21 protein-coding genes are annotated in these 25,375 nt (G+C 38.0%); 12 read left to right on the top strand and 9 right to left on the bottom strand.

From position 1 onward, the window contains the following. Positions 1-44 precede the first annotated feature (44 nt). A complete protein-coding gene (locus tag RE431_RS14440) occupies positions 45-1,883 on the bottom strand; it encodes a T9SS type B sorting domain-containing protein (RefSeq protein ID WP_309562682.1) in 1,839 nt (612 codons plus the stop codon). A 147-nt stretch (positions 1,884-2,030) separates the two neighbouring features. On the opposite strand from RE431_RS14440, the gene folE reads away from it, so the two are divergent. Genes folE through RE431_RS14415 form a run of 5 tightly spaced genes read left to right on the top strand, consistent with a single transcriptional unit; the run spans position 2,031 to position 5,838 of the window. Continuing rightward, positions 2,031-2,708, top strand: coding sequence for a GTP cyclohydrolase I FolE (gene folE, locus RE431_RS14435; protein WP_309562681.1), 678 nt, complete (start codon positions 2,031-2,033; stop codon positions 2,706-2,708). A 22-nt stretch (positions 2,709-2,730) separates the two neighbouring features. Beyond that, on the top strand, positions 2,731-4,215 hold the full coding sequence (gene cysS / locus RE431_RS14430) for a cysteine--tRNA ligase (RefSeq protein ID WP_309562680.1): 1,485 nt from the start codon (positions 2,731-2,733) through the stop codon (positions 4,213-4,215). A gap of 7 nt (positions 4,216-4,222) precedes the next feature. Continuing rightward, positions 4,223-4,471 carry a membrane protein insertion efficiency factor YidD gene (gene yidD, locus RE431_RS14425; protein WP_309562679.1) on the top strand — a complete coding sequence of 83 codons (249 nt, stop codon included), beginning with the start codon at positions 4,223-4,225 and terminating at the stop codon, positions 4,469-4,471. A gap of 45 nt (positions 4,472-4,516) precedes the next feature. After that, positions 4,517-5,341 (top strand): prolipoprotein diacylglyceryl transferase, encoded by an 825-nt coding sequence (gene lgt, locus RE431_RS14420; RefSeq protein WP_309562678.1) that lies wholly within the window; start codon positions 4,517-4,519, stop codon positions 5,339-5,341. After that, positions 5,338-5,838, top strand: coding sequence for a DUF192 domain-containing protein (locus RE431_RS14415; RefSeq protein ID WP_309562677.1), 501 nt, complete (start codon positions 5,338-5,340; stop codon positions 5,836-5,838). Before lgt ends, RE431_RS14415 begins: the two co-directional genes overlap by 4 nt. A 77-nt stretch (positions 5,839-5,915) precedes the next feature. On the opposite strand, the gene secDF is transcribed toward RE431_RS14415, so the two are convergent. The 5 genes from secDF to asnB form a co-directional block, all read right to left on the bottom strand. Next, positions 5,916-8,918, bottom strand: a complete 3,003-nt coding sequence (secDF, locus tag RE431_RS14410) for a protein translocase subunit SecDF (RefSeq protein ID WP_309562676.1) — start codon at positions 8,916-8,918, stop codon at positions 5,916-5,918. 169 nt (positions 8,919-9,087) lie between these two features. Continuing rightward, entirely contained in the window at positions 9,088-10,014 is a 927-nt protein-coding gene (locus tag RE431_RS14405; RefSeq protein WP_309562675.1) for a malate dehydrogenase, read from the bottom strand. A 94-nt stretch (positions 10,015-10,108) separates the two neighbouring features. Continuing rightward, the gene (locus RE431_RS14400) at positions 10,109-11,098 is read right to left on the bottom strand and encodes a DUF6588 family protein (RefSeq protein WP_309562674.1); all 990 of its coding nucleotides are present in this window, start codon (positions 11,096-11,098) and stop codon (positions 10,109-10,111) included. 118 nt (positions 11,099-11,216) lie between these two features. Next, entirely contained in the window at positions 11,217-13,157 is a 1,941-nt protein-coding gene (gene gyrB / locus RE431_RS14395) for a DNA topoisomerase (ATP-hydrolyzing) subunit B (protein WP_309562673.1), read from the bottom strand. 178 nt (positions 13,158-13,335) lie between these two features. Then, a complete protein-coding gene (gene asnB / locus RE431_RS14390; RefSeq protein ID WP_309562672.1) occupies positions 13,336-14,946 on the bottom strand; it encodes an asparagine synthase B in 1,611 nt (536 codons plus the stop codon). A 256-nt stretch (positions 14,947-15,202) separates the two neighbouring features. Here asnB and RE431_RS14385 point away from each other — a divergent pair, with 256 nt between their 5' ends. Further along, on the top strand, positions 15,203-15,781 hold the full coding sequence (locus RE431_RS14385; protein WP_309562671.1) for a DUF2911 domain-containing protein: 579 nt from the start codon (positions 15,203-15,205) through the stop codon (positions 15,779-15,781). Positions 15,782-15,833: 52 nt separating this feature from the next. On the opposite strand, the gene RE431_RS14380 is transcribed toward RE431_RS14385, so the two are convergent. Further along, a complete protein-coding gene (locus tag RE431_RS14380; protein WP_309562670.1) occupies positions 15,834-16,466 on the bottom strand; it encodes a 7-carboxy-7-deazaguanine synthase QueE in 633 nt (210 codons plus the stop codon). 124 nt (positions 16,467-16,590) lie between these two features. Between RE431_RS14380 and RE431_RS14375 the strand changes: the two genes are divergently transcribed. The 6 genes from RE431_RS14375 to RE431_RS14350 all read left to right on the top strand — a co-directional run bounded on the left by RE431_RS14375 (position 16,591) and on the right by RE431_RS14350 (position 21,944). Beyond that, positions 16,591-17,868, top strand: coding sequence for a D-alanyl-D-alanine carboxypeptidase/D-alanyl-D-alanine-endopeptidase (locus tag RE431_RS14375; protein WP_309562669.1), 1,278 nt, complete (start codon positions 16,591-16,593; stop codon positions 17,866-17,868). A gap of 51 nt (positions 17,869-17,919) precedes the next feature. Beyond that, on the top strand, positions 17,920-18,969 hold the full coding sequence (locus RE431_RS14370) for a S66 peptidase family protein (RefSeq protein WP_309562668.1): 1,050 nt from the start codon (positions 17,920-17,922) through the stop codon (positions 18,967-18,969). A 7-nt stretch (positions 18,970-18,976) separates the two neighbouring features. Further along, positions 18,977-20,497, top strand: a complete 1,521-nt coding sequence (locus RE431_RS14365) for a helicase HerA-like domain-containing protein (protein ID WP_309562667.1) — start codon at positions 18,977-18,979, stop codon at positions 20,495-20,497. An 18-nt stretch (positions 20,498-20,515) separates the two neighbouring features. Next, the gene (locus tag RE431_RS14360) at positions 20,516-21,073 is read left to right on the top strand and encodes a hypothetical protein (RefSeq protein WP_309562666.1); all 558 of its coding nucleotides are present in this window, start codon (positions 20,516-20,518) and stop codon (positions 21,071-21,073) included. Between the two features lie 2 nt (positions 21,074-21,075). Next, on the top strand, positions 21,076-21,672 hold the full coding sequence (locus RE431_RS14355; protein ID WP_309562665.1) for an inorganic diphosphatase: 597 nt from the start codon (positions 21,076-21,078) through the stop codon (positions 21,670-21,672). Between the two features lie 68 nt (positions 21,673-21,740). Further along, positions 21,741-21,944, top strand: a complete 204-nt coding sequence (locus RE431_RS14350; RefSeq protein WP_309562664.1) for a hypothetical protein — start codon at positions 21,741-21,743, stop codon at positions 21,942-21,944. 67 nt (positions 21,945-22,011) lie between these two features. Here RE431_RS14350 and ftsZ read toward each other — a convergent pair whose 3' ends face one another. Continuing rightward, positions 22,012-23,994 (bottom strand): cell division protein FtsZ, encoded by a 1,983-nt coding sequence (gene ftsZ / locus RE431_RS14345; RefSeq protein ID WP_309562663.1) that lies wholly within the window; start codon positions 23,992-23,994, stop codon positions 22,012-22,014. A 28-nt stretch (positions 23,995-24,022) separates the two neighbouring features. Continuing rightward, the gene (gene ftsA, locus RE431_RS14340; protein ID WP_309562662.1) at positions 24,023-25,372 is read right to left on the bottom strand and encodes a cell division protein FtsA; all 1,350 of its coding nucleotides are present in this window, start codon (positions 25,370-25,372) and stop codon (positions 24,023-24,025) included. Between the last annotated feature and the right edge of the window lie 3 nt (positions 25,373-25,375).

Below are 25,375 nucleotides of genomic sequence, written 5' to 3'. Positions count from 1 at the left end.
ACTAAATGATATAAATAAAAAAAGCGCCATTTTTGGCGCTTTTTTTATCTCATTAAAGTGAAATTAGACATATACTGCCGATGCTCACCGGTTTTTTCATCAATGAATTCTACCCTAAACCAATAATCATCTGAGGGCAACGGATTGCCGTTATAGGTCCCGTCCCAACCTTTACTCTGATTGGGATTTAATTCAATGATCAGTTTTCCATAGCGATCGAAAATATATAATTTCTTTATAGTGATGTAATTATCTGTAACAAGGTTCCAATTATCATTGAAGTTATCTCCATTAGGACTGAAAAATCTAGGATACCCAACCAGAAAGAAACTTTCACTGGTCGTCTCGCCACAACCATTAATTTCTCTTGCAGTTAATACGTGACTTCCTGGAGGCACTTCAGTAAAATCTGGACTTGCCTGCCAGTTTCCATTATCAATTCTGAATTCAAATTCTGCAAATTCTGCTCCGATAACATTTTCAGGTATACCGGTCACAGTATATCCATCTCCAAAATCTGAGCCTGAAATTTCAACACTAATAGTTTCCGGCCTTGAAACCATTACAGGAACAGTCGTAAAATCCAGTTGACAACCGGAATCTGCATGACTAATCCTTACTGTAATATCATTCTCTGGAAAGTCTTGAAACGTCTGGATAGCCGAATTTCCAATTAATTCGTTTCCATCATACCATTCATAATCATAACCGTCGCCCAGGGCTTCTCCAAGATTTACAGAACTAATTACATTACCTTCCAGATCTACGCAAAATATGGTGTTTTCAGAAAGTTCATAATCAGGAAAATCAAAAGTGGATAAGGTAAAACTATCTGTTCCCGAAACACATCCACTTAACTGGTCTTCCACTTGCGCATAAATCGTTTTTCCATTTTCAAAGGGATAGGTTTGAGTATTAGATATAGGATTCGCATTTTCTACATCGGCCAAGCTTTCATAATAAAGAACCTCGTAATTTGATCCACCTGCATTTGGTTCAATAAGCTCAAAGCTCGCCTCATTAAGATCTATGGTTTCAATATTTTCAACACAAACTGGCAATTCATCTACGTCACCTATAACTGGTGAATCATAAAAGGTTACAGTCACGTCATCCTGTTCAGACTTATTTTCAATAGGATCTGTTGCAATCAAACGGTAATCGCCAGATTCTGTAACTGTGTAAGTTGGACCATTGGCTCCTGAAATAGATTCGTATTGTGAAGTATTTTCATTGAATACAAACCATTCATATTCCGCATCCTCATCTGTAGTTCCATCAAGCAGGTATTCATCTTCATCACATACAGAAATAATTCCACCTAAATTCAAATCAAGAATAGAACAATCTGTTGAACCTTCTCCGGAATTCGTTTGTTCCAGACTGATAAAACCTGGTACCTGTTCAAAATTTGTGATCACCACTACGTAAATCTCATTTGCCTGTGCGTTTGGAATTGACATAAACTCTATCGCATCAGGTAAATAACTACAATCCACGATCTTTTCTTCATTCAGGGAAGATCCTGAACAGTAATCAGCTCCTCTTTCAAAAGGCCCCCAAACCACAAAATCTACATCCAGAGGTGCTCCAGATCCATTTTCATTTTCATATTGAGATATTCGAAAACTTAAATCACCTGAATCCTCGATTTGTAAAAAGAACCAGGCAGGAAACGGCTGATCATCGAGGCAACCATAATCAGGACCAAATTCACCGGTGATCTGATTACTATTTTGAAAATTAGCATTGGGAAAAGTCAAGCGCTCATCACCCGCACAAAAAGGTTCAATATCAGCACATCTGGTACCCTGGGCGTTCATCGAATTAATCGAAAAAAGCACAGGTAAGAAAAACAATAAAGTTTTAATTAACAATCTCATTCCCAGTAAGCTCTTAATACTTGCAAAATATGAAATAAAGCATACATTGTCAGTTAAGGCTTATCTAATTTTGAATACGGCTAAAACCTTATAAATATGTATCTTTGCAAGCCAATACGGTTTTAGCCGACTATTATTGCAAAAAGCATGAAAGTAGATAAAATATTGAATGAAATTGAAGAAATGGGCGATGCCCATGCGGGTAGCAGCGCAAACACTCCTTTGAGAGAGAATGCGTTCGATCTTAGTGATGAAGAAAAAATAGACCTTATCAAAAAGGATGTGAAGAATATCCTTGACACGTTGGGTCTGGATCTTACAGACGACAGCCTTAAGGGCACTCCACAGAGAGTTGCCAAAATGTTTGTGAATGAGATCTTTTCTGGATTACATCCAAAAAGAAAACCGAAGGCTTCCACTTTCGAAAATAAATACAAATATGGTGAGATGCTGGTTGAGAAGAACATTACGGTTTACTCTACCTGCGAGCACCATTTACTTCCTATAGTTGGAAAAGCACATGTTGCCTACATTTCTAACGGAACAGTTGTAGGTCTTTCTAAAATGAACAGGATAGTTGATTATTTCGCAAAAAGACCACAAGTACAGGAACGTATGACTATGCAGATCGTGCATGAACTTCAGAATGTTCTTGGAACTCCAGATGTTGCCTGTGTGGTTGATGCAAAACATTTATGTGTTAACAGTAGAGGTATTCGCGACATTGAGAGCAGTACTGTAACCAGCGAATTTGGAGGAGCATTTAAAAAGAAAGAAGTTAGAAGAGAATTTCTGGATTATATTAAATTAGACACATCGTTCTAATAATTCAAAATACATTTATTACATGGCGCTTTACCAGGAACAAAGCCTGAAACTTTACAATTCAATGAGCGGTGAAAAGGAAATTTTCACCCCCATCAACGAAGGAAATGTAGGTATGTATGTTTGCGGACCAACGGTTTACAGCAATGTGCACTTAGGAAACTGCCGTACATTCATTTCTTTTGATCTTGTTTTCAGGTATCTAAAACATCTTGGATATAAAGTTCGCTATGTAAGAAATATAACCGATGCCGGGCATCTCGAAAATGATGCTGATAGTGGTGAGGACAGGATCTCTAAGAAAGCTCGCCTGGAACAAATTGAGCCTATGGAAGTTGTACAGAAATACACTGTAGACTTTCATAATATTCTGAATAAGTTCAACAACTTCCCTCCCAGCATCGAACCAACTGCTACAGGGCACATTGTTGAACAGATTGAGATCATTAAAACAATTCTTGAAAATGGCTTCGCTTATGAAGCTAATGGTTCAGTATATTTTGATGTTATAAAATTCAATAAAGAACATGCTTACGGCAGACTTAGTGGAAGAGCGATTGAAGATATGATCGCGAATACCCGTGAGCTTGCCGCACAAAGTGATAAACGAAATCCTCAGGATTTTGCTTTATGGAAAAAAGCGGAACCACAGCATATCATGAGATGGCCTTCACCATGGAGTGATGGTTTTCCAGGATGGCATCTTGAATGTACCGTAATGAGTACCAAATATCTTGGTGAAGAATTCGATATTCATGGGGGCGGAATGGATCTTAAATTCCCTCACCACGAATGTGAGATCGCACAGGGAGAAGCAGCTACTGGAAAATCACCGGTAAATTACTGGCTACACGCAAATATGCTTACCCTTAATGGTAAGAAAATGGCCAAAAGTACCGGTAATTTCATTCTTCCAGAGCAAATTTTTACAGGCGAGAATGATATTCTCACTAAGGCTTTCTCACCAAATGTGGTAAGATTTTTTATTCTTCAGGCACATTATAGAAGTATTCTGGATTTTTCTAGTGAGGCGCTACTGGGAAGCGAGAAAGGGTTTAATCGACTAATGGAGGCATATCATTCTATTGATGATCTTCCATTTTCAGGTAAAACTGATTTCGATCTGAATGCATGGAAGCAGTCCTGCTATGATGCGATGAATGACGATTTCAACAGTCCGATAGTGATTGCCAAATTATTTGATGCTGTTAAAACTATCAATGGTATCAAGGATGGTACTGTTCAAATTTCTGAAGAGGATAAAACAGAATTGAAGGATACCATGAAGGCTTTTATGTTTGATATTCTTGGCTTGCTTGATGGAGCTTCAGAAAAAGAAAATGACGAAGATAAACTTGCCGGAACAGTTGAACTTTTGATCAAATTGAGAGCTGAAGCAAGAAGTAACAAGAATTTTGCTTTAAGTGATCAGATTAGAGATCAATTATTAGAATTAGGCATTCAATTAAAAGACGGAAAAGAAGGCACTTCTTTCTCCCTAAAATAATTCAATCATGCTGAACCGAGGGTTAAGTTATATTTTGACCGCACTGGTTCAGTTCTACAAGAAATTTATTTCGCCACTAACTCCTGCCACTTGTAGGTATGAGCCGTCATGCTCTACTTATATGCTGCAGGCGATAGAAATTCATGGGGGAGTTAAGGGATTCTGGCTTGGACTTAAAAGAATTTCGAGGTGCCACCCATGGGGAGGCTGCGGTTATGATCCAGTGCCGGGAAAATCCAAGTCTAAAAACAGCTAAAGAATTCGCAAATACGTATATTTACGGCTTATCAAATAAATTTATATGCTGATCAATGCCATTCACTGGAATCCGTCTGAAGGACTGGATCTGGGAATTCTTACACTCCACTACTATAGCGTAATGTTTATAATCGCCTTTACTCTTGGCTGGTACATTATGAAAAGTATTTACACTCGTGAAGGCATCGCTATAGAAAAATTAGATTCCTTATTCATATACACCGTTCTTGCAACTTTAATTGGAGCAAGATTAGGACATGTTATTTTTTACGACTGGGAATATTTTCAAAATCATTTACTTGAAATTTTCCTTCCGGTAAGATTTGAACCTAATTTCGAATTTACAGGATTCAGAGGATTGGCAAGTCATGGTGCTGCTATTGGTATTATAGTGGCCATGTATCTTTACGCTAAAAGAATACTTCAGAAACCGGTATTATGGATATTAGACAGAATTGTAATTCCGGTTGCCAGTGGTGCCATTTTTGTGAGAATTGGAAATTTCATCAATTCTGAAATTATCGGAAAACCAACGAACTCAGATTATGGAGTTGTTTTTGAAAAACTAGGAGAAGACTTTGCAAGACATCCTGCTCAGCTATACGAATCGGCTTGCTATCTTGGAATTTTCCTTATTCTATGGTTCATATATTGGAAAACGGAAAAACGCTTTAAAACAGGTTATATTTTCGGTTTATTCCTTGTATTACTATGGACCGTTAGATTCTTTGTGGAATTCATTAAAGAACCACAGGTAGGCGAACGTGCAAATTGGTTATTGAATACAGGGCAATGGCTTAGTATTCCATTCGTAATTGCAGGATTATACTTCATGTACAGACCAACAAAACAAAAAACAGTGGCATGAGAAAACGAATTTTAAGTCTTGCTGCTCTTAGTTTGATCCTATCTTCTACTTTGTCATGTGAGGATGAAAAGAAACAGCCTGAGAGTATAGAAACTGAACCTATTGCGTTCAAAAAAGAAGCTGAACTTTACCTGATAAAAGCCAATTCTGGTGATACCATTAAGAAGCTGGATATAGAGCTTGCCGAATCTGATTACGAGCATCAAACAGGTCTTATGTATCGCGATAGCATGAAAGATGACCAGGGAATGCTATTTATTTATGATTCTGAAAGGATAAGAAGCTTTTACATGAAGAACACTTACATCCCTTTAGACATTATCTATTATGAGGCAGACAGTACATTGGTAAGTATTCAGAAAAATGCAACACCAAGAGATGAGACCTCACTTCCATCTGAAGGGCCTACTCAATTTATTCTAGAGATCAACGGAGGTTTATCTGATGAATGGGGATTGGAAAAAGATGATAGATTCAGTTTTATAAAAACAGAATAATTTAGAACAAACTTTATAATGAGCATAAAAAAAGGCTTTCCGATTGGAAAGCCTTTTTTGTTATTCTTAATCTGAGATTAAGCTGTAGTAGCTTCCTCAGTTTTCGGTTTTTCTTTCTTCTGTATTGAAGACTTCTTCTTAACGCTATCGAACATTACAGGAGTTGCAATGAATAACGAAGAATAAGTACCTACAATCACACCAACGATTAGGGCGAACATAAACCCTCTGATGCTCTCTCCTCCAAAGATGAAGATCGCAAGAAGTACTACCAAGGTAGTAAGCGAGGTATTCAATGTTCTACTTAATGTACTGTTTAATGCAGCGTTCACAGTTTTACCTAATGGCCAGCTTGTGTGTTCGTTCACATATTCTCTAATACGGTCAAATACAACCACCGTATCATTCAGAGAGTAACCAATTACTGTAAGTATCGCTGCGATAAATGCCTGATCGATCTCCATGTTGAAAGGCATCACTTTGTATAGTAAAGAGAAGATACCAAGTACCACAAGAACATCATGGAATACTGCAGCAACCGCACCTAAACTAAACTGCCATTTACGGAAACGTAATAAGATGTAAAGGAATACAACGATCAACGATCCAAGTACTGCCCAGAATGAAGCATTTTTAATATCATCGGCGATAGTAGCTCCAACTTTCATGGATTTCATCACACCAACATCTTTATCATCTGCACCATCAACGAAATCCTCATAAGTAAGGTCGGCAGGAAGATAAGAACCTAAAGATTCGTAAAGCGATCTCTGGATCTCTTCATCTACTTCAGCTCCTTCTTCATCAACCTTATATTTTGTAGTAATCTTCAACTGGTTATCTGGACCAAATGTTTTAGCCTCAGCACTACCAAAAGTAGCAACAAGATCATTTTGTACTTCAGTAGGACTCACATCATCAGCGAATCTCACTGTATAAGTTCTACCTCCGACAAAATCTACACCTTCGTTAAGACCCTGAGTTAATAAAGATCCAAGACTAATCACGATGAATAATCCTGAAACGATATACGCAACTTTCCTTTTACCAAGGAAGTCGATATTCATGTTTGTAAACAGGTTCTTTGTTAGAGACGTTGTAAAGTCTATAGATTTTCCTTTTTTACCATATCCATCAATAAATAATCTGGTGATGAAAATTGCAGTAAATAAAGAAGTAGCAATACCTATTAATAATGTTGTTGCGAAACCTTTAATTGGTCCTGTTCCAAGTAGGAATAAGATCAAACCGGTAAGACCTGTTGTAATGTTCGCATCAAGAATAGAAGATAATGCATTGTTGAAACCATCTTTAATCGCATCCTTCTGAGCCTTTCCTTTAGCAAGTTCCTCTTTAATCCTTTCAAAAATAAGTACGTTCGCATCTACAGACATACCTATCGTTAATACGATACCGGCAATACCAGGTAATGTAAGTACAGCTCCTAATCCTGCAAGGATTCCGAAGATGAAAAGAATGTTTACTACAAGAGCAACATCTGCAAAAATTCCTGCCTTACCGTAGTAAAGAATCATCCAGATCAAAACAAGAATTAAAGCGATCACGAAAGACATGATACCACTATCAATTGCTTCCTGACCAAGTGATGGTCCTACAACCTCACTTTGAATGATATCTGCAGAAGCAGGAAGTTTACCCGCACGTAGAACGTTTGCTAAATCCTGACCTTCAGTGATCGTGAAATCACCTGTGATCTCACTTCTTCCTCCTGAAATAGCTCCTGTTGAAACTCCAGGTGCAGAATAAACGATATTATCAAGAACAATGGCGATCTGGCTTTGCTCGTTAGAAGCTTTTCCAGTCATATCTTCCCAGATCTTAGCTCCAGTTCCATCCATTTGCATGCTTACTGCAATACGACCTAACTGATCATAAGTTTGCTGAGCATCGGTAATAACACTACCACTTAATGGTGGCTCCATGTTACGATTTCCTTTTAAAGCGTATAATCCTGTAGTTTCAGTTTCTTCATCTGGAACTCCCCATACGAATTTCGCATATCTCATTTCTGAAGGAAGTAACGATCTAACCTGAGGCTTCTGGATCATATCCATCACCTTTGCGGTATCCTGAACGTTGAAAGTTGCAAGAACAGGTCCTCCCTGGAATCCTGGAGATACGACAAGATCGATCAACGGATTATTTCCAGTCTCAACTTCAGTACTGTCTTCAGCATCTGCTAAAAGATCATCTATCTCGCTGTCGCCAGAAGTTTCAGTAGTATCTGCAGGCTTTTCAGCTGCAGCTTCTTCAGAACGCTTCATTCCTGCAAGCATATTGTTTGCCTGAATTAGGAAGTTTCCAATTTCATTATTCTTATATACGTGCCAGAATTCTAACTGTGCCGTACTTTGAAGTAGATTCTTAACCCTGCTGATATCTTTAGCTCCAGGTAATTCAACAAGAATTCTTCCTGAATTCCCTAAACGCTGAATATTTGGTTGAGTTACACCAAACTTATCGATACGTTTTCTAAGAACTTCAAAAGCAGAAGTAATAGACTCATCAATTTTCTTTCTAATGATTGGCTCAACTTCTTCATTACTCATGTTGAAGTTCACCTCATCACTTAAAGTCTTATTTGCAAAAACATCTGGAGATGCAAGTTTTGCATCTGGAATATTGTTGAAAGATTCGAAGAATAGATCTACATAGTTCTCCTGGCTATCTGTTTGTGCTTCGTCAGCTTCAGCGATTGCTTTTCTAAAAGCAGGATCTCTGGTATCGTTAGCCAAACCGCTTAAGATGTCTTTAACCGAAATCTGAAGGATCACGTTGATCCCTCCTTTTAGGTCAAGCCCTTTATTAAGCTCTTTGTCTTTGGCGTCGTTGTAGGTAATCCCAGCGATCACATCATTATTACCGATAGAATCTAAATACCTTGCTTCAGCCTGGTCACGTAGTTCTGAGTAATTTTCTACATCTTCTCCAATTCCCTGAATGGCAAACTCCTCAGCATCAGTCTCAACATTATTTGTTATAAACGTAAAAGACAGCTGATAAAGACATACCAGCCCAAACAAAATTGCAAAAACTTTTATCAGTCCTTTATTCTGCATTATTCCTCAAATTATTGATTATTAGGTCTATTTTAAAAACGGACAAATATAGGACTTCAATTGTCAAATCCCAATATTTTTTTTTGGATAATTTTAACTTTTTAATCCATCAAAAAAGCCACAGAAACTGTGGCTTTCAAGAGTATTTTGAATGGATTTTACTAAAAAATTATACGTCAAGTAATCCGTTGGTTTTTTTAACACCTTCAGCACTTTCCTTCATTTTAGCTTTTTCAGCATCATCCAGTTGTAATTCCACAATTTTCTCTAGACCATCTTTTCCAAGAATAGCCGGCACACCAATACAAAGGTCGCTTAGCCCATACTCACCGTCCAACAATGCTGAACAAGGGAACATTTTCTTTTGATCACATGCAATAGCCTGAACAAGACCTGAAACGGCTGCTCCCGGAGCGTACCACGCGCTTGTTCCAAGAAGTTTTGTTAAGGTTGCACCACCAACTTTAGTATCTTCTGAAACCTGGTTCAATCTATCTTCAGATAAGAAAGCTGTTACAGGTACTGAATTTCTGGTCGCTAATCTCGTAAGCGGCACCATTCCAGTGTCACTGTGACCACCAATCACCATTCCGTCAACATCGGATGGAGGGCACTCTAAAGCTTCACTTAATCTATATTTAAAACGAGCGCTGTCTAATGCACCACCCATTCCTATAATTTTATTTTTTGGAAGACCCGTAGTTTTATGTACCAGGTAAGTCATCGTGTCCATTGGGTTACTAACTACGATCAAAGTAACATTTGGAGAATGCTTGATAAGATTTGAAGAAACTTCCTTCACGATCCCGGCATTAATACCTATCAATTCTTCTCTGGTCATTCCCGGTTTACGTGGAATACCACTGGTAATTACCGCGATATCACTATCTGCAGTTTTAGAATAATCGTTAGTACTTCCTGTTATTTTTGTATCGAAGCCATTAAGAGTTGCTGTTTGCATAAGGTCCATTGCTTTACCTTCAGCATAACCTTCTTTGATATCAAGCAATACAACTTCTGAAGCAAAATTTTTAATGGCAACGTATTCGGCACAGCTGGCACCTACGGCACCTGCTCCTACTATGGTAACTTTCATGTTAAAATATTATTTAATTTCTATTAATAATGACTGCGAAATTACGAATAATGAGGCAGTATTAATAATAAGGAATGGTTAAATCATTGAAGATCTACAGGATGAAGTGCAAGCCGAGATTTAGGTTTACAAATTTACCTGCCGTAGCCATTGTACTGATTTTAAATCTATCAAAATATAGGTTGAAACCAATATCACCTTTAAATTGAGCCGATTTATCATTCAATCTAGTGATCTCACTGTTGATCAACGGTAAAGCCAATCCACTTCCTCCAAATTCATATTCAAAATCTGACATAGCCACGCCCAATGCACCAAAAATTTCAAAATTTTCATATTTCTTGGAAGCCAATGCTTCAGCCATCCATACATCTGCAGAAACATCTATCTGGTTTAACTGAACTACCTGGTCTACTGAAATCGGATCAAAATCATATTTTACATCAAAGATATTATAAGAAACAACCGCAGCAACCTGCAAATCTTCTTCGTCATTAAATCTAAAATACTGACCGAAATTATGCTTCAACCCAACCCCGTAAGTACTGAATTCTGAACCGTCAATTTCCAATGAAGGCAAAGCACGTACGGCTATTTCAGTTCCATATGGCAACCCAACAGAAACCTGAGCGAAAGGATATGCCAGCGCCCCTTTATCGATACCATCTATGGCATCAAATTCTGAAATTGGGATGGTTTGCCCTGCATAATCTACCTCTCCTTCAAATTGAATATCGGTATCGCCTCCAAAAGCAGTAGGCAAAACAGCGCGTTCATCACCAGTTATCTGGAGAATATTGAAATCATTATTATTAATAGTAAATTCCTTTTTACTCGTAGGCACGAATATCGCGTTAGCATGCAAAGAAACATCTACCTGCCATTTATCTAATGCTCTAGCTGAAGTAAACCACCCGGCAGTTGCCTGGTAAGCTGCACTTTCAGAAGCCGGACTAGCAAATCCGTTGGCTAGAAAAAGCATATCATTTACGAATAAATCTAAATCGGTTTGCGCTTCCTGAGCTGAAGTGTTCAGGGAAAATGCAAAAATTCCCAGGAACATAATTTTGGTGATATTTTTCACGACAATTTGGGTTTAGGTGTTTAAAAATAGTAAATATTAGTTTCGCTCCATACCAGAACGTAAAAAACCCACACTTATTAGTAAGGTGTGGGTCTTTTAAAATGTATATCAGCAATGATTATGCATCAATATTTGCATACTTCGCATTCTTTTCAATGAACTCTCTTCGTGGTGGAACCTCATCTCCCATTAGCATAGAGAAGATCCTATCGGCTTCCCCACCATTATCGATGTTCACCTGTCTTAAAATTCTGAATTCAGGATCCATTGTAGTATCCCAAAGTTGTTCAGCGTTCATCTCCCCAAGACCCTTATATCTCTGGATTTGAACACCTCCACTATATTCCGCGGCGATCTCATCACGTTCCTTTTCATTCCAGGCATAACGCTTTCTCTGACCTTTTTTCACAAGGTAAAGAGGTGGCGTGGCTATATAGATATGACCATTCTCGATCAATTCTTTCATATAACGGAAAAAGAACGTAAGAATAAGTGTTTCAATGTGGCTACCATCAACGTCGGCATCACACATGATCACGATCTTATGATACCTCAACTTTGATAAGTTCAAGGCCTTGCTATCTTCTTCAGTCCCAATGGTTACTCCCAGAGCTGTATAGATATTCTTGATCTCTTCGTTATCAAAAACCCTGTGAGACATAGCTTTTTCAACGTTCAGGATCTTACCTCTTAATGGAAGTATCGCCTGAAATCTACGATCTCTACCCTGCTTGGCCGTACCACCCGCCGAGTCTCCCTCGACAAGGAATACTTCACATTGTTCTGGATCCTGCTCAGAGCAGTCAGATAATTTCCCAGGCAAACCACCAACACTCATGGCAGTTTTACGCTGAACCATTTCACGGGCTTTTTTCGCGGCATTTCTAGCCTGCGCAGCAAGTATTACTTTCTGAACGATGGTTTTTGCATCATTCGGATTTTCTTCAAGATAATTCTCAAGCATTTCTGAAACCGCCTGAGACACTGCTGAAGTAACCTCACGGTTACCAAGTTTTGTTTTCGTCTGACCTTCAAATTGAGGTTCAGCAACCTTTACCGAAATGATCGCAGTTAATCCTTCACGGAAATCATCTCCGGTAATTTCAAATTTCACTTTGTCCAGAAGACCTGAAGCATCGGCATATTTTTTCAGAGTAGTAGTAAGACCTCTTCTAAATCCTGATAAATGCGTTCCTCCTTCGTGAGTATTGATGTTATTTACATAAGAATGCAGGTTTTCATTGAATGAGGTATTGTACACCATTGCAACTTCTACCGGAATATCATTCTTTTCACCTTCCATGGAAATCACATCCCCAATAATAGGTTCACGGTTACCATCAAGGAACTTTATAAATTCCTTCAGTCCTTCTTCAGAATGGAAGTCATCATGAACAAATTCACCATTATCCTCCTTATTTCTTTTATCGGTAAGACTGATTCGAATACCCTTATTCAGGTAAGCCAGCTCACGCATACGACTAGCCAGAGTATCATAATTATACTCCAGAGTCTGCGTAAAGATGCTGGGATCTGGCTTAAACGTCACCAGAGTACCGCTTAATTCTGTTTCACCAACCGGCTTAACAGGATACATTGGTTTTCCAATTTCATATTCCTGTTCCCAGATCTGGTTATCTCTGTAAACTGTAGCTTTAAGATGAGTTGAAAGTGCGTTTACACAACTAACCCCAACTCCGTGAAGACCACCGGAAACCTTGTAAGAATCCTTATCAAATTTCCCTCCAGCACCAATTTTGGTCATTACAACCTGTAGTGCAGAAACGCCTTCTTTTTTATGCATGTCAATCGGGATACCCCTACCGTTATCTTCTACGGTAATGGAATTATCCTCATTGATAATAACTTTTATATTGTCACAGTGTCCGGCAAGGGCCTCATCGATAGAGTTATCAACAACTTCATATACCAAATGGTGCAAACCTCTAACGCCGGTATCCCCAATATACATTGAAGGCCGCATACGAACATGCTCCATTCCCTCCAACGCCTGAATACTGTCGGCGGAATAATTATGTTTCTTAGCTTCTTCGCTCATATAATATGCTAATTAATTTTGTCTTCTTGGATAACGAACAAATATAACAATTCGCATATTTTTAACAGGTTGAAGCAGGCTCATAAGACCTTAAGTTATCAACAAATTATGTGGAAAAACCCGAAGCCTTCAAGATTACTTTCAGGTTTCGGGTTCCATTTTCAGATAGTGATGAAAATTAAACTTTGATCATTTCTTTTTTCATTCCGGGTGCAACATGAGTTTCGTTGGCACGACCACTTGGATCCAGGTCTTTTTGCCATTTCGGAACCCATCTTTTTACAGTTTTAGCTGCTGAATCCTGAGGGAAATGTTTACTGAATAATTCTCTGTAAAAATAAGCCTCTTTCGTTGCCGGAGTATTTATTGGATATTTCAAGGCTGCTGTCTCCATTTGCACATCAGTTACTTGTTTTGAAGCATAATCAATAAGCTCATCTATCCAGTTGTAACCAACTCCATCGCTAAACTGCTCCTTTTGCCTCCAAAGAACCTCATCTGGAAGAAATGGTCTTTCTGGAGTATCAAATGCTTTACGAAGAATAAATTTCTCAACGCCATCATAGGTTACAGGCATTTTCTCTTCAGGAACAATTTCCATAGCCGTCTTTAAAAAGGCTTTGTCCAGAAATGGCACCCTTGCTTCCAACCCATGAGCCATAGTTGATTTATCAGCTCTTAAACAGTCTGCAGTCGCAAGCCTTTGAACTCTTCTAATAGTCTCTTTTTGAAATTCTCCAGCTGAAGGCGCATTCTTAAAGTACAGGTAACCTCCAAAGATCTCATCTGAACCTTCTCCAGAAAGAACTACTTTAATTCCCTTTTCAGCGATCGCTTTAGATAAGAAATACATTGGCGTGCTTGCTCTTATAGAAGTGACATCATAAGTCTCCAAATGCCACACTAACTGACTTAGAATTTCAATTCCCTGCTCAACCGTAAAATGTATTTCGTGATGCTCAGTTCCCAGGAAGTCAGCAACCTTTCTAGCAGCGATAAGATCTGGAGCTTCAGCATCTAATCCTATAGAAAATGAGTGGAGCTTCTGCCCTGAGCCTTCTATAAGTCTTGCCGCAATAGACGATGTTAAAGAAGAATCTAAGCCTCCACTTAAAAGTACTCCTAACGGGACATCTGCCATTAATCTTTTCCTGGTCGCATCTATAAGGCTTTCTCTTAGTTTCGCCAGATCTGCTGGTTCAATCGCTTTGTCAGAATCAAACCATTCTGGTGTATAATATCTTACAAAACCAGACTGCGGAGTATAAAAATGTCCCGGAGGGAACGCAGAAAATTCAATGCAAGATTCTGCTAAAGCTTTCATTTCACTAGCAAACCACATAGCTCCAGTTTCATCTGTACCATAATACAATGGTTTTACACCAATTGGATCTCTTCCAACTATAAAATCATCGCCATCAATGATCACAAATGAGAAAACACCATCCAGTTTATCAACGAAGTCATTGCCATACTTTTCATACATATGAACTATAACTTCTGAATCTCCAGTTGTTCTAAAAGAATGATCTTTTAGTTCATTATTTCGTAGTTCCATGTGGTTGTAGATCTCACCATTGTGAACCATCCACGCTGAGCTGGTTCCCTGGATTGGCTGAATCCCTGTTGTAAGATCTACAATAGAAAGTCGTTCGTGTGATAACACATGACCTTTCTCTGTAATTTTTAATCCGCTTTCATCGGGTCCTCTATGAGACATTTTTTTTGAAAGGCTACTAATTTTTGCCGCTTCAACGTCTTTTCCGATAACTGCTAAAATTCCACACATGACTAATATTATTTATAATTACAATACAAATATTAGTTTAAACTTACTTTTAGAAAACACTAATACCTATTTAAGTTATTTATGAAAACATATATCGAGTAATTAGATATAATATAAAAGTGAATTATTAGAATAGCATGATAAATTCTTTCATATGTAAACATTACAAATTTTAACAGCACCTTTGTTATTCTTTAACAATCATGACAGCAAGCTTGAATTATCTTTATTAAAATTATAAACTAAACAGAATAACATGAAAAAGCTTATAATAGGAGGCCTCAGCGCCATTTGTTTATTAATAGCAAATCCTGTGAACGCACAGGAAGATGATAAAGTAAATTTCTCAAAAGAAGAACTGAAGTTTTCTAAAATGGATGCCAGCCCAATGGATCTTGCATTATACAGAGATCAAAACGACCAGGCTGTAGCTAGAGTAATTTACAGTAGACCTCAAAAAAGAGATCGTGAGATCTTTGGAAAACTTATTCCTTATGGAGAAGTATGGAGAACTGGGGCTAATGAAGCAACTGAGATTACTTTATACAAAGACATGAAAGTAGCTGATGCAGTTGTTAAAGCTGGAACTTATTCCCTTTACTCTATACCTGGTGAAACAGAATGGACCGTTATTCTTAACGGAAAAACCAATACTTGGGGAGCTTATGAGTATACTGATAAGGAAGATAAAGTAAGAATTAATGTTCCTGTAAGAAAAGCTCCAAATACTATTGAATCTCTTTCAATGGCATTTCAGGAATCTAACAAAGGAGCAGATCTTCTAATTGGATGGGATAATAGCTATGTAAAAGTACCTTTTGAATCAGTAAAATAATTATTGATTTGATATAGATAAAAAAAAGACGCCGGTTGGCGTCTTTTTTATTTTAAGGTATGTTCAAATATTTATGCGTTTGTAAAGAAACCTTCCATTTTGGATTTTCCATCACATAATCAACGATCATCGGTATCACCTTATCCCGGTTACTCCATTCTGGTTGCAAATAAAGAATACAATCTTCACTTACCTTGGCTGCCTGCTCTTCAGCAAATTTAAGATCATGTTTATTAAAGACGATAACTTTCAGCTCATTGGCCTTTGGATAAATTTCTTCTTTTGGAAGTTTGATTTTCTTTGGAGATAGACAGATCCAGTCCCAGGTTCCTGTAAGATCATAAGCTCCTGAAGTTTCAATATGAATATCACAACCTTTCTTTTTCAGGTTTCCGGTAAGCTCGGTCATATCCCAGGTTAGAGGCTCTCCACCAGTAATCACAATAGTCTTACTGTATTTTGTAGCATTCTCAACTATCTGACCAATATGCGTAGGTGGATGAACTTCTGCATCCCAGCTTTCCTTGACATCACACCAGTGGCAACCTACATCGCAACCACCAATTCTAATAAAATATGCCGCGGTTCCTTTATGAAAACCTTCGCCCTGTATAGTATAGAATTCTTCCATTAATGGAAGCATCACTCCCCTGTCTACCAGCTCTCTTGTCTCTTCTGAAATCATAGCCTGCAAAGATAACCAATATCTTTCAGCTTAAATAACAGAAACCAGAACTTATGCAATGCGCTAAAAAGCCTTGGATTTAAATAATTTTTCCTGTTATCTTTAAATCGAAAACCATATTCTTTTGAACTCATTCATCGCCAGATCTATCCTGATCATATTATTTATCTCCTGCATTTCCTGCGGCCCATCGATAACCAGGCAAATAAAATCCTCTTCGAGTTTCGAGAAAGGTTTTACAGGTATTGCCGTTTACGATCTGGAGAAAGATGAAATGGTTTATGAATACAATTCAGATAAATATTTCACGCCGGCTTCCAATACAAAAATTCTGACTTTTTATACAGGATTAAAATACCTTGAAGATTCGATTACGGCATTCAAATATAATTCCTCGGCCGATACCTTATATTTTACTACAACTGGAGACCCATCTTTTCTAAACGATAAATTTGAAAATAACAACAGCCTGAAATTTTTATCTGAAACCAAAAAGGAATTGGTTTATGTTCAATCTAACTGGCAAGGCACAGCCCAGGGATCCGGATGGGCATGGGATGATTATGAATATTCTTTCTCTGCAGAGCGGTCTGCTTTTCCTATTTTCGGAAATTTAGTAACGCTGAATTATAATAATTCATCATTAAAGGTAATTCCTGAGTATTTTCAGGATTCGATAAAAATAGCTCAATCGGGAAGCGGATTAACCAGAAAATTAGACGCAAATCAATTCAGCCTGAATACCACAAAGGAGAATTATTCCAGATCTGTTCCTTTTAGAACTTCAGAAAAAAATAGCATAGCAATATTGAGCGATATTCTTCAGAAAAGAGTTTATGTAAAGTACGATCGTGTATTGCTTTCAGAATTGTACCAAACAGTTAATTCCATTTCTTCAGACTCTCTTTATAAGGTGATGCTTCATGAAAGTGACAATTTAATAGCAGAGCAGATTTTACTAATGTCGGCTCTTAAAATTTCAGATACTTTAAATACAGATATTGCGATTTCAGAAGTAACAGAAAAAGATTTTAAAGATTTGCCAGACAAAATTTTCTGGGTTGACGGTTCGGGACTTTCACGGTATAACCTTATCACACCAAGATCTTTGGTTCAAGTTCTCAAAAAGATTATAAAAACAACCGGCACCGAAAAATTAAAATCATTATTACCCACAACTGGCAAAGAAGGAACGTTAAAGAGCTTCCTGGCAAATGAAGATCCATTTGTTTTCGCTAAATCTGGCAGCTTAAGAAACAATTACAGTCTAAGTGGAATTCTGGTTTCTAATAAAGGAAAGACCTTATTATTTAGTTTTATGAATTCTAATTACACCATAACGTCTGGCGAGCTTAAAGCTGAAATGGAGAAGATCCTGGTGAGCATCAGAAATAGATATTGAAATTCTCTAACTAATAAATATTCCCTAATTTCGGAATAGCAACATGGAAATATGAAAAGAAGAAATTTTGTTTTAAACCTGGGTCTTGCCAGTATTGCCTATCCACTTGCATCCTTCAGTAAAAACGATCTGGATTTTTCCAATTCTGATATGATGATTCCAAATCGGTTACAGGAAGGTGACACCATTGGGATTGTGAGCCCGGCAGGAGCTATTTTTGAAACAGAACCTTATGAGATCGCCAGGGAATCTTTCGAGGCCATGGGACTAAAAGTGAAATTCGGTGAATTTACGCATAGCAGATATGGTCATCTCGCCGGAACCGATGAAGAACGGGCTGATGAATTGAACAAGATGTTCGGAGATCCAGGAATTAAAGCGATCATTGCATTAAGAGGCGGATCGGGCTCGGCCAGAATTCTAGACAAATTAGATTACGAGCTTATTAAAAAGAATCCGAAGATATTTATTGGCTACAGCGATATTACCGCTTTACACTTGGCTATTTATAAAAATACAGGCCTGGTGACTTTTCATGGACCGGTAGCCGTTTCAACCTGGAATAATTTCAGTTATGATTATTTTAGAAAATTACTGTTTGAAGGTGAAGTGCTCACCTATTCAAATCCAGATTCAAAAGGAAGCGGACTCACCCAGACAAGTAATCGTATAAGGACCATCAATTCAGGTAAAACCAAAGGCCATTTATTAGGTGGAAATCTTTCCGTTTTAACTTCAATAATGGGAACACCTTATTTTCCTGAAGACTGGAAAGGTAAGATCCTATATATTGAAGATATCGGTGAAAGAATTTACGCGGTAGACAGAATGATGTCTCAATTGCATTTAGGCGGAGTTCTTAAGAATATCGCTGGATTTGTCTTCGGAAAATGCAACGGTTGCGATCCAGGAGGAAGTGGATACGGATCTCTAACCATGGAAGAAGTTGTAGACCACTATTTAAAACCACTTGAAATTCCGGCATTTTCCGGAGCAATGATTGGTCATATAGACGATAATGTTACAATTCCTAATGGAATTGAAGCTGAAATAGATGCGGACGAAGGAACTATAAAACTTCTAAGCTCAGCCGTAAAATAAATTTGACATGGGAAAGAATAAAGATTTTATAGCTCAGGTCTCTAAAGGATACACTACCAAAGGAGACTATATATATCTAGGTGCAGGAATGCTGGATAATGAAGTTCATTCTGAAGCCGCCGTAAAGATTCCTTTAAAAACCATGAACCGACATGGGCTTATTGCCGGTGCAACCGGAACAGGAAAGTCTAAAACACTCCAGATCATCGCAGAAAATCTTTCAGATAAAGGAGTTCCAGTAATGCTGATGGATGTTAAAGGAGATCTAAGCGGTGTTGCTAAAGCTTCAGATGGAGCAGATTTCATAGATGAGCGTCATAAAAAATTAGATTTCCCCTTTACTCCGAAGGATTCTCCGGTAGAGATCTTAACCCTCTCAGATCAGGACGGAATCAGACTAAGAGCTACAGTAAGTGAATTTGGTCCGGTATTACTTTCTCGTATACTTGACCTGACTTCCACGCAAACCGGTATTCTGGCCATTATCTTCAAATATTGTGATGACAATCAATTACCTCTGTTAGATTTAAAAGACCTTAAAAAGATCATTCAATATTCTACAGAAGAAGGTAAAGAGGAATTCGAAAAAAATTATGGCAGGATTTCCAAGGCATCTACGGGAGCGATCCTGCGAAAGATCGTGTCTTTAGAGCAACAGGGAGCAGATCTATTCTTCGGAGAAAGATCTTTTGAAGTAAACGATCTAATTCGTAAAACAAGCGATGGTAAGGGTTATATAAACATTCTAAGATTAACCGATATCCAGGACAGACCAAAGTTATTCTCAACCTTCATGTTGAGTTTACTTGCTGAAATCTATTCAACTTTCCCGGAAAAAGGAGACATGGATAAACCAGAACTTGTGATGTTCATTGACGAAGCACATCTTATTTTCGAAGAAGCTTCAGATGCATTACTGGACCAGATTGAAAGTATCGTAAAATTGATACGTTCTAAAGGAGTTGGAATTTATTTCGTGACTCAGAACCCGGCAGATGTTCCGGAAGAAGTTTTAGGACAACTGGGATTAAAGGTTCAGCATGCTTTACGAGCTTTTACAGCCAAAGATCGAAAAGCAATAAAACTTGCCGCTGAAAATTATCCTGAATCAGATTTTTACGATACCAAAAACATGCTTACTTCGTTAGGTATAGGAGAAGCATTAGTTTCTGCATTAGACGAAAAAGGAAGGCCTTCACCTTTGGTAGCTACTATGCTTAGGGCACCTATGAGTAGAATGGATATTCTTACTGAAAAAGAACTTAGAGACATTCTTAAATCCTCTGATCTTATTTCAAAATACAATGAAGAGATCGACAGGGAAAGTGCCTACGAGATCCTGAATAAAAAAATCGAAATTGCAGAGCAGGAAGAAGCTAAGAAGAAGGCTGAAAAAGAAAGAAAAGAAGTAACGAATACCAGTTCCCGCCGTCGAACTAAAAGTACCGAGGGAGCAATCATAAAAGTATTGACCAGTGCTACCTTTATTAGAGGAGTTATGGGAATACTGAATAAATTTTTAAAATAAAAAACTACTTAATCTACAATGTACAAAAGAGCTTTATTAATTATTGGTTTATGTGTTAGTGTTTCATCATGTACAAGCGATGAAGAAAATCCATTTTTAATTACCCCAACACAAGTAGGACCTTTAAAGAAAGAAATACGAATTAACCAGCTAGATTCAATTTTCGAGGGAGACAGCATCGTAAGACAAACAAGCGGACCACAGGAATTTCGCTCTACAGATGAGATCAAAATATTTGGAGAAGACGGGCAGGCATTAATGAGCCTTGAACCGCTTCAGGAATTCGATTCTACCAGCACTATTGGTTATATAAGAATTCTTGACCCGAGGTACGAGACAAAACAAGGCATTAATATTCAGAGTACATTTAAAGATGTTGTGGAGAATTATACTATTTCAAGAATTGAAAATACGATCAATTCGGCAGTTGTTTTTCTTGATGAGATTAATGCATATATCACAATAGACAAAAGTCAGTTACCTACAAATCTTAGATACGATACAGACAGTAAGATCATGGCATCTCAAATCCCTGATGATGCTAAGATCAAATACTTTATGATCTACTGGAACTAGGTATGCGTTACTTCCTGACGGTTTTACTTCTTTGTTTATTTAGCAGCTGTAAGTCCAAAGTTGATTATTTAAAATCAGAGCTGAGGTCTGAAAATGGTTATTTTCAGGCGGTAATAGAAATTCCTGCCGGAACCAATTCAAAGATTGAATATGATAAAGTTGACCGGATTTTTAAACCTTCTCTGAGAGATGGTAAAGAGCGTACGATAGATTTTCTTGCCTATCCGGCAAATTATGGATTCATACCTTCTACTTTTTCAAACCCGGAAAAAGGAGGAGATGGTGATGCATTAGATGTAATGGTCCTAAGCTCCACCATTCCATCTGGTAAGATCGTTGAGATCATACCAATAGGAATGATCAAACTAATGGATGCTGGTGAGCAGGATTTCAAAGTAATAGCAATTCCTGCAGATAAAGGTCTCAGAACCATTTCTGCTGAAAATTTTAAAGATTTCGTTAAAAAATATGAACCTGCGAAGAATATTCTTGAAAGCTGGTTTTTAAATTATGATCCGGCTGACGATACGAAAATACAAGGCTGGGCAGATGAAAAGGAAACCGAACAGGAGATTTTAAGACTTCATGGGGAATTGTAAAATTTGTTAATATTCACGCTCGTTTCAATTGTTTAATTACTTTTATTTTATAACCAATATTAAAAGTTATGATTAAAGTCTTAGCAATGATTATGACCGTTGGAGGTGCAATCGCACTTGTAATGGGAGTATTAGGAATTTTTGGTAGTGTAGCATTAATGCTTAGCCCCTGGGCACTCACTATCCTTGGCTTCGTATTTTTCGTCGCAGGAATTTCAATGTTGAAGTACAGAAAAGATACAGATGAAGTTCAGGCAAAAGCCCAGAACTAATTTTATCAACTTTATGGAATAAAAAAAGGCAGCCAAATGGCTGCCTTTTTTCTTGGCTAGGCTGAAATTAGTCTACATTGTCATGTAGAAAAGAGTTGTTCTTTCTGAAATGAAGATCATTATTCTCATCCTGATCTATACTGGTACGAGATAACTTTCCTTCTCCAGGTTTAGAATTATCAAGTTCTATTCCTGCTCTTTTGTAAGCAGGTTGCTTTTCGATCTCGTCGATCTGAGCAGAACCTGTTCTAAACTTATAATTGAATTCTTTCATTTTTGCCTTTCTCTCTGCTGTACGCTGTCTCACAACTTCTGAAGAAATAGGATTATCAAAAGGATCATGACCATCTCCAGTATTTTCTCTTTCAGGAGTAGGCGCTACAGTTCTTTTTTCAAAAGCAATGGTTTCATCTTTTGGCTCCTCTTTTTTAGGTGCTTTAGAATTTTCAAGTTTTTGCTCTATTTCCATATAATCATCAAGACTATATCTCTTGATTCCCTGGGCTGAACTTTCAGTAACCGGAACGATTTCAACGGCTTCGTTCACTTTTATGTTTTTAGCCTCTTCCTCTACTTCTTCTTCCTCAAGACTATGTCTTGTTACCTCTTCATACTTTGGAGTAGATTTTGGTTTGTCCTCTTCTTTATTCATAGGCATATCAAAAGTGAACATGAATTGCTCCTCGTTATCATTTTTCACTTCTTCAGGCTCATTTACTTCCATGGCCTTTACCTCTTCACTAGTAGTATCATTTATGATGAATTCATTTGGATCAACCTCGTCATAGATCACATCCAGTTTCCTAGCGAAATCAGGTGTCTTGAAAACATCATCTACCTTTTTTTGAATATTCCCCACTTCGTCTACTTCCTCTTCAGTTTCATCAAGGGTATGAACTATTTTCTTTTCTTCTTCAGGCTCCTCAAATTGCAACTCATCAACCGGCGCATTTGTAACCTGATTAATTGGAGCAGATTTTTTAGTAGTTAGGTCCTGTTCAGCTTTTTGCTCATCTTCCAATGTATGGATGATCTTCTTAGTTTCAGTATTAGTGATCTCATTTTGCTGTTCTAAATCGAAACCAGTAGCGATAATAGTTACAGCAATTGCATCTTCTAAAGCCTCATCTTCGCCAACACCCATAATGATATTTGCACTGTGACCGGCTTCAGCCTGAATGTGATCGTTTATTTCTCCAATTTCATCAATAGTGATCTCCTCGTTACCAGATACAATTAGCAGTAAAACATTTTTGGCACCGGTGATCTTATTATCGTTCAATAATGGAGAATCTAGAGCTTTCATGATCGCGTCTGTAGCTCTACTGGCTCCTGAAGCCTGCGCAGAACCCATGATCGCGGTACCTGAATTACTCAATACTGTTTTTGCATCTCGCAAGTCAATGTTTTGCGTGTAGTGATGCGTAATTACTTCAGCAATACCCCTGGAGGCAGTTGCCAGCACTTCATCAGCCTTAGAGAATCCTGCTTTAAATCCAAGATTTCCGTAAACTTCACGAAGTTTATTATTGTTGATCACAATTAAAGAATCTACATGACTTCTAAGTCTTTCAACTCCTAACTGTGCCTGTTCATTTCGGTTTCTTCCCTCAAACTGAAAAGGAATAGTTACAATACCAACCGTAAGGATATCAAGCTCCTTCGCCTGCTTGGCAATGATTGGCGCAGCTCCGGTACCGGTACCACCACCCATTCCGGCAGTGATAAATACCATTTTGGTATTAGAATCCAGCATTTGTTTGATTTCTTCAAAACTTTCAACTGCTGCTTTTTCCCCAATTTCGGGATTTGCTCCTGCTCCTAGTCCTTCAGTAAGCGTCACACCTAATTGAATCTTGTTAGGAACCGAACTATTCTCTAGTGCCTGGGAATCGGTATTACAAACAACGAAATCAACTCCTTTTATTCCTAACTGGAACATGTGGTTGATGGCATTGCTTCCTCCACCGCCTACTCCTATCACTTTGATGACGTTCGATTGATTCTTAGGTAAATCGAATGAGATGTCTCCAAATTCTGTACTGCTCATAAACTCTGTTTTACTGGTTGTATCTTTATTACTCTGCGTTGTCTAAAAAATCTTTGAATTTCTCTGCCCACTTATCAAAAATGCTTTTGCGGGCAACCTTTTTCGAGGATTCCTCCTCGTGATCAGCTTCATCTACTACCTGATCATCATCATATTCTTCGGAATCTTCTACCGGACTGTTGTCTGATAAAACTGCTTCCTCCTGAAATCTACTATTTCCTTTTTCAAGGCTATTCATCACTAATCCAACTGCTGTAGCATATACAGGGCTGGTAGTTTCTGAATCATTTGTTCCGGCTAAATGCTCGTTAGGATAACCAATTCTGGTGTCCATCCCGGTAATATATTCAGCCAGTTGTTTGATATGCTTTAATTGCGCTCCACCTCCGGTTAATACTAAACCGGCGATCAATTTCTTCTTTTGCTCATCATGCCCATAGTTCTTGATCTCCAGGTAAACCTGCTCGATGATCTCTACTACTCTAGCATGAATAATTTTTGAAAGGTTTTTAAGTGTAATTTCCTTCGGTTCTCTTCCTCTTAATCCAGGAATTGAAACGATCTCATTATCCTTATTTTCACCCGGCCATGCTGAACCAAATTTGATCTTCAGCAATTCAGCCTGCTTTTCAATGATCGAGCAACCTTCTTTGATATCTTCAGTAATTACATTACCTCCAAAAGGAATCACCGCCGTATGACGAATAATTCCATCTTTGAAAATTGCCAAATCGGTAGTACCACCACCTATATCAATAAGAGCAACTCCGGCTTCTTTTTCTTCCTGACTCAAAACAGCATTAGCTGAAGCCAAAGGTTCTAAAGTCACGGCAGAAAGTTCCAATCCTGCGCTCTTTACACATCTTCCAATATTTCTAATCGAAGAAACCTGCCCAACTACTACATGAAAATTGGCCTCCAGTCTTCCTCCGTACATTCCGATAGGCTCTTTTATTTCAGCCTGACCATCTACTTTAAATTCCTGAGGAAGCACATGAATGATCTCCTCTCCCGGAAGCATCACTAATTTGTGAACCTGGTTACAAAGCGTATGGATATCATCTGCATCTATCACTTCATCAGGATTCTGACGGGTTATATAATCACTATGCTGAAGGCTTCTAATATGCTGCCCGGCAATTCCAACTACAACTTCACTAATCTTTAAACCGCTATCGGCTTCCGCTTCCTGTATTGCCTGCTGGATAGACTGGATGGTTTGAGTGATATTATTCACCACTCCCCTGTGTACGCCAAGAGATTTTGATTTTCCAATACCAATGATCTCAACCTTGCCATACTCATTTTTGCGGCCAATCATAGCCACAATCTTTGTTGTTCCAATATCTAATCCTACTGCAATATCGTTTTGTTCCATAAA

The organism is Christiangramia sediminicola (assembly GCF_031344135.1).
Classification (GTDB): domain Bacteria; phylum Bacteroidota; class Bacteroidia; order Flavobacteriales; family Flavobacteriaceae; genus Christiangramia; species Christiangramia sediminicola.
This window is presented reverse-complemented; position numbering and strand designations above follow the sequence as displayed.

What these genes read in the sequence shown, in the direction of transcription:
- lgt (WP_309562678.1), top strand. Translation starts at nt 4,517, where the DNA reads ATGCTGATCAATGCCATTCACTGGAATCCGTCTGAAGGACTGGATCTG.
- RE431_RS14380 (WP_309562670.1), bottom strand. Translation starts at nt 16,466, where the DNA reads ATGATTTCAGAAGAGACAAGAGAGCTGGTAGACAGGGGAGTGATGCTT.
- RE431_RS14370 (WP_309562668.1), top strand. Translation starts at nt 17,920, where the DNA reads ATGAAAAGAAGAAATTTTGTTTTAAACCTGGGTCTTGCCAGTATTGCC.
- RE431_RS14350 (WP_309562664.1), top strand. Translation starts at nt 21,741, where the DNA reads ATGATTAAAGTCTTAGCAATGATTATGACCGTTGGAGGTGCAATCGCA.
- RE431_RS14365 (WP_309562667.1), top strand. Translation starts at nt 18,977, where the DNA reads ATGGGAAAGAATAAAGATTTTATAGCTCAGGTCTCTAAAGGATACACT.
- RE431_RS14385 (WP_309562671.1), top strand. Translation starts at nt 15,203, where the DNA reads ATGAAAAAGCTTATAATAGGAGGCCTCAGCGCCATTTGTTTATTAATA.
- RE431_RS14355 (WP_309562665.1), top strand. Translation starts at nt 21,076, where the DNA reads ATGCGTTACTTCCTGACGGTTTTACTTCTTTGTTTATTTAGCAGCTGT.
- cysS (WP_309562680.1), top strand. Translation starts at nt 2,731, where the DNA reads ATGGCGCTTTACCAGGAACAAAGCCTGAAACTTTACAATTCAATGAGC.
- RE431_RS14440 (WP_309562682.1), bottom strand. Translation starts at nt 1,883, where the DNA reads ATGAGATTGTTAATTAAAACTTTATTGTTTTTCTTACCTGTGCTTTTT.
- gyrB (WP_309562673.1), bottom strand. Translation starts at nt 13,157, where the DNA reads ATGAGCGAAGAAGCTAAGAAACATAATTATTCCGCCGACAGTATTCAG.
- RE431_RS14360 (WP_309562666.1), top strand. Translation starts at nt 20,516, where the DNA reads ATGTACAAAAGAGCTTTATTAATTATTGGTTTATGTGTTAGTGTTTCA.
- ftsZ (WP_309562663.1), bottom strand. Translation starts at nt 23,994, where the DNA reads ATGAGCAGTACAGAATTTGGAGACATCTCATTCGATTTACCTAAGAAT.
- ftsA (WP_309562662.1), bottom strand. Translation starts at nt 25,372, where the DNA reads ATGGAACAAAACGATATTGCAGTAGGATTAGATATTGGAACAACAAAG.
- folE (WP_309562681.1), top strand. Translation starts at nt 2,031, where the DNA reads ATGAAAGTAGATAAAATATTGAATGAAATTGAAGAAATGGGCGATGCC.
- RE431_RS14405 (WP_309562675.1), bottom strand. Translation starts at nt 10,014, where the DNA reads ATGAAAGTTACCATAGTAGGAGCAGGTGCCGTAGGTGCCAGCTGTGCC.
- asnB (WP_309562672.1), bottom strand. Translation starts at nt 14,946, where the DNA reads ATGTGTGGAATTTTAGCAGTTATCGGAAAAGACGTTGAAGCGGCAAAA.
- RE431_RS14415 (WP_309562677.1), top strand. Translation starts at nt 5,338, where the DNA reads ATGAGAAAACGAATTTTAAGTCTTGCTGCTCTTAGTTTGATCCTATCT.
- yidD (WP_309562679.1), top strand. Translation starts at nt 4,223, where the DNA reads ATGCTGAACCGAGGGTTAAGTTATATTTTGACCGCACTGGTTCAGTTC.
- secDF (WP_309562676.1), bottom strand. Translation starts at nt 8,918, where the DNA reads ATGCAGAATAAAGGACTGATAAAAGTTTTTGCAATTTTGTTTGGGCTG.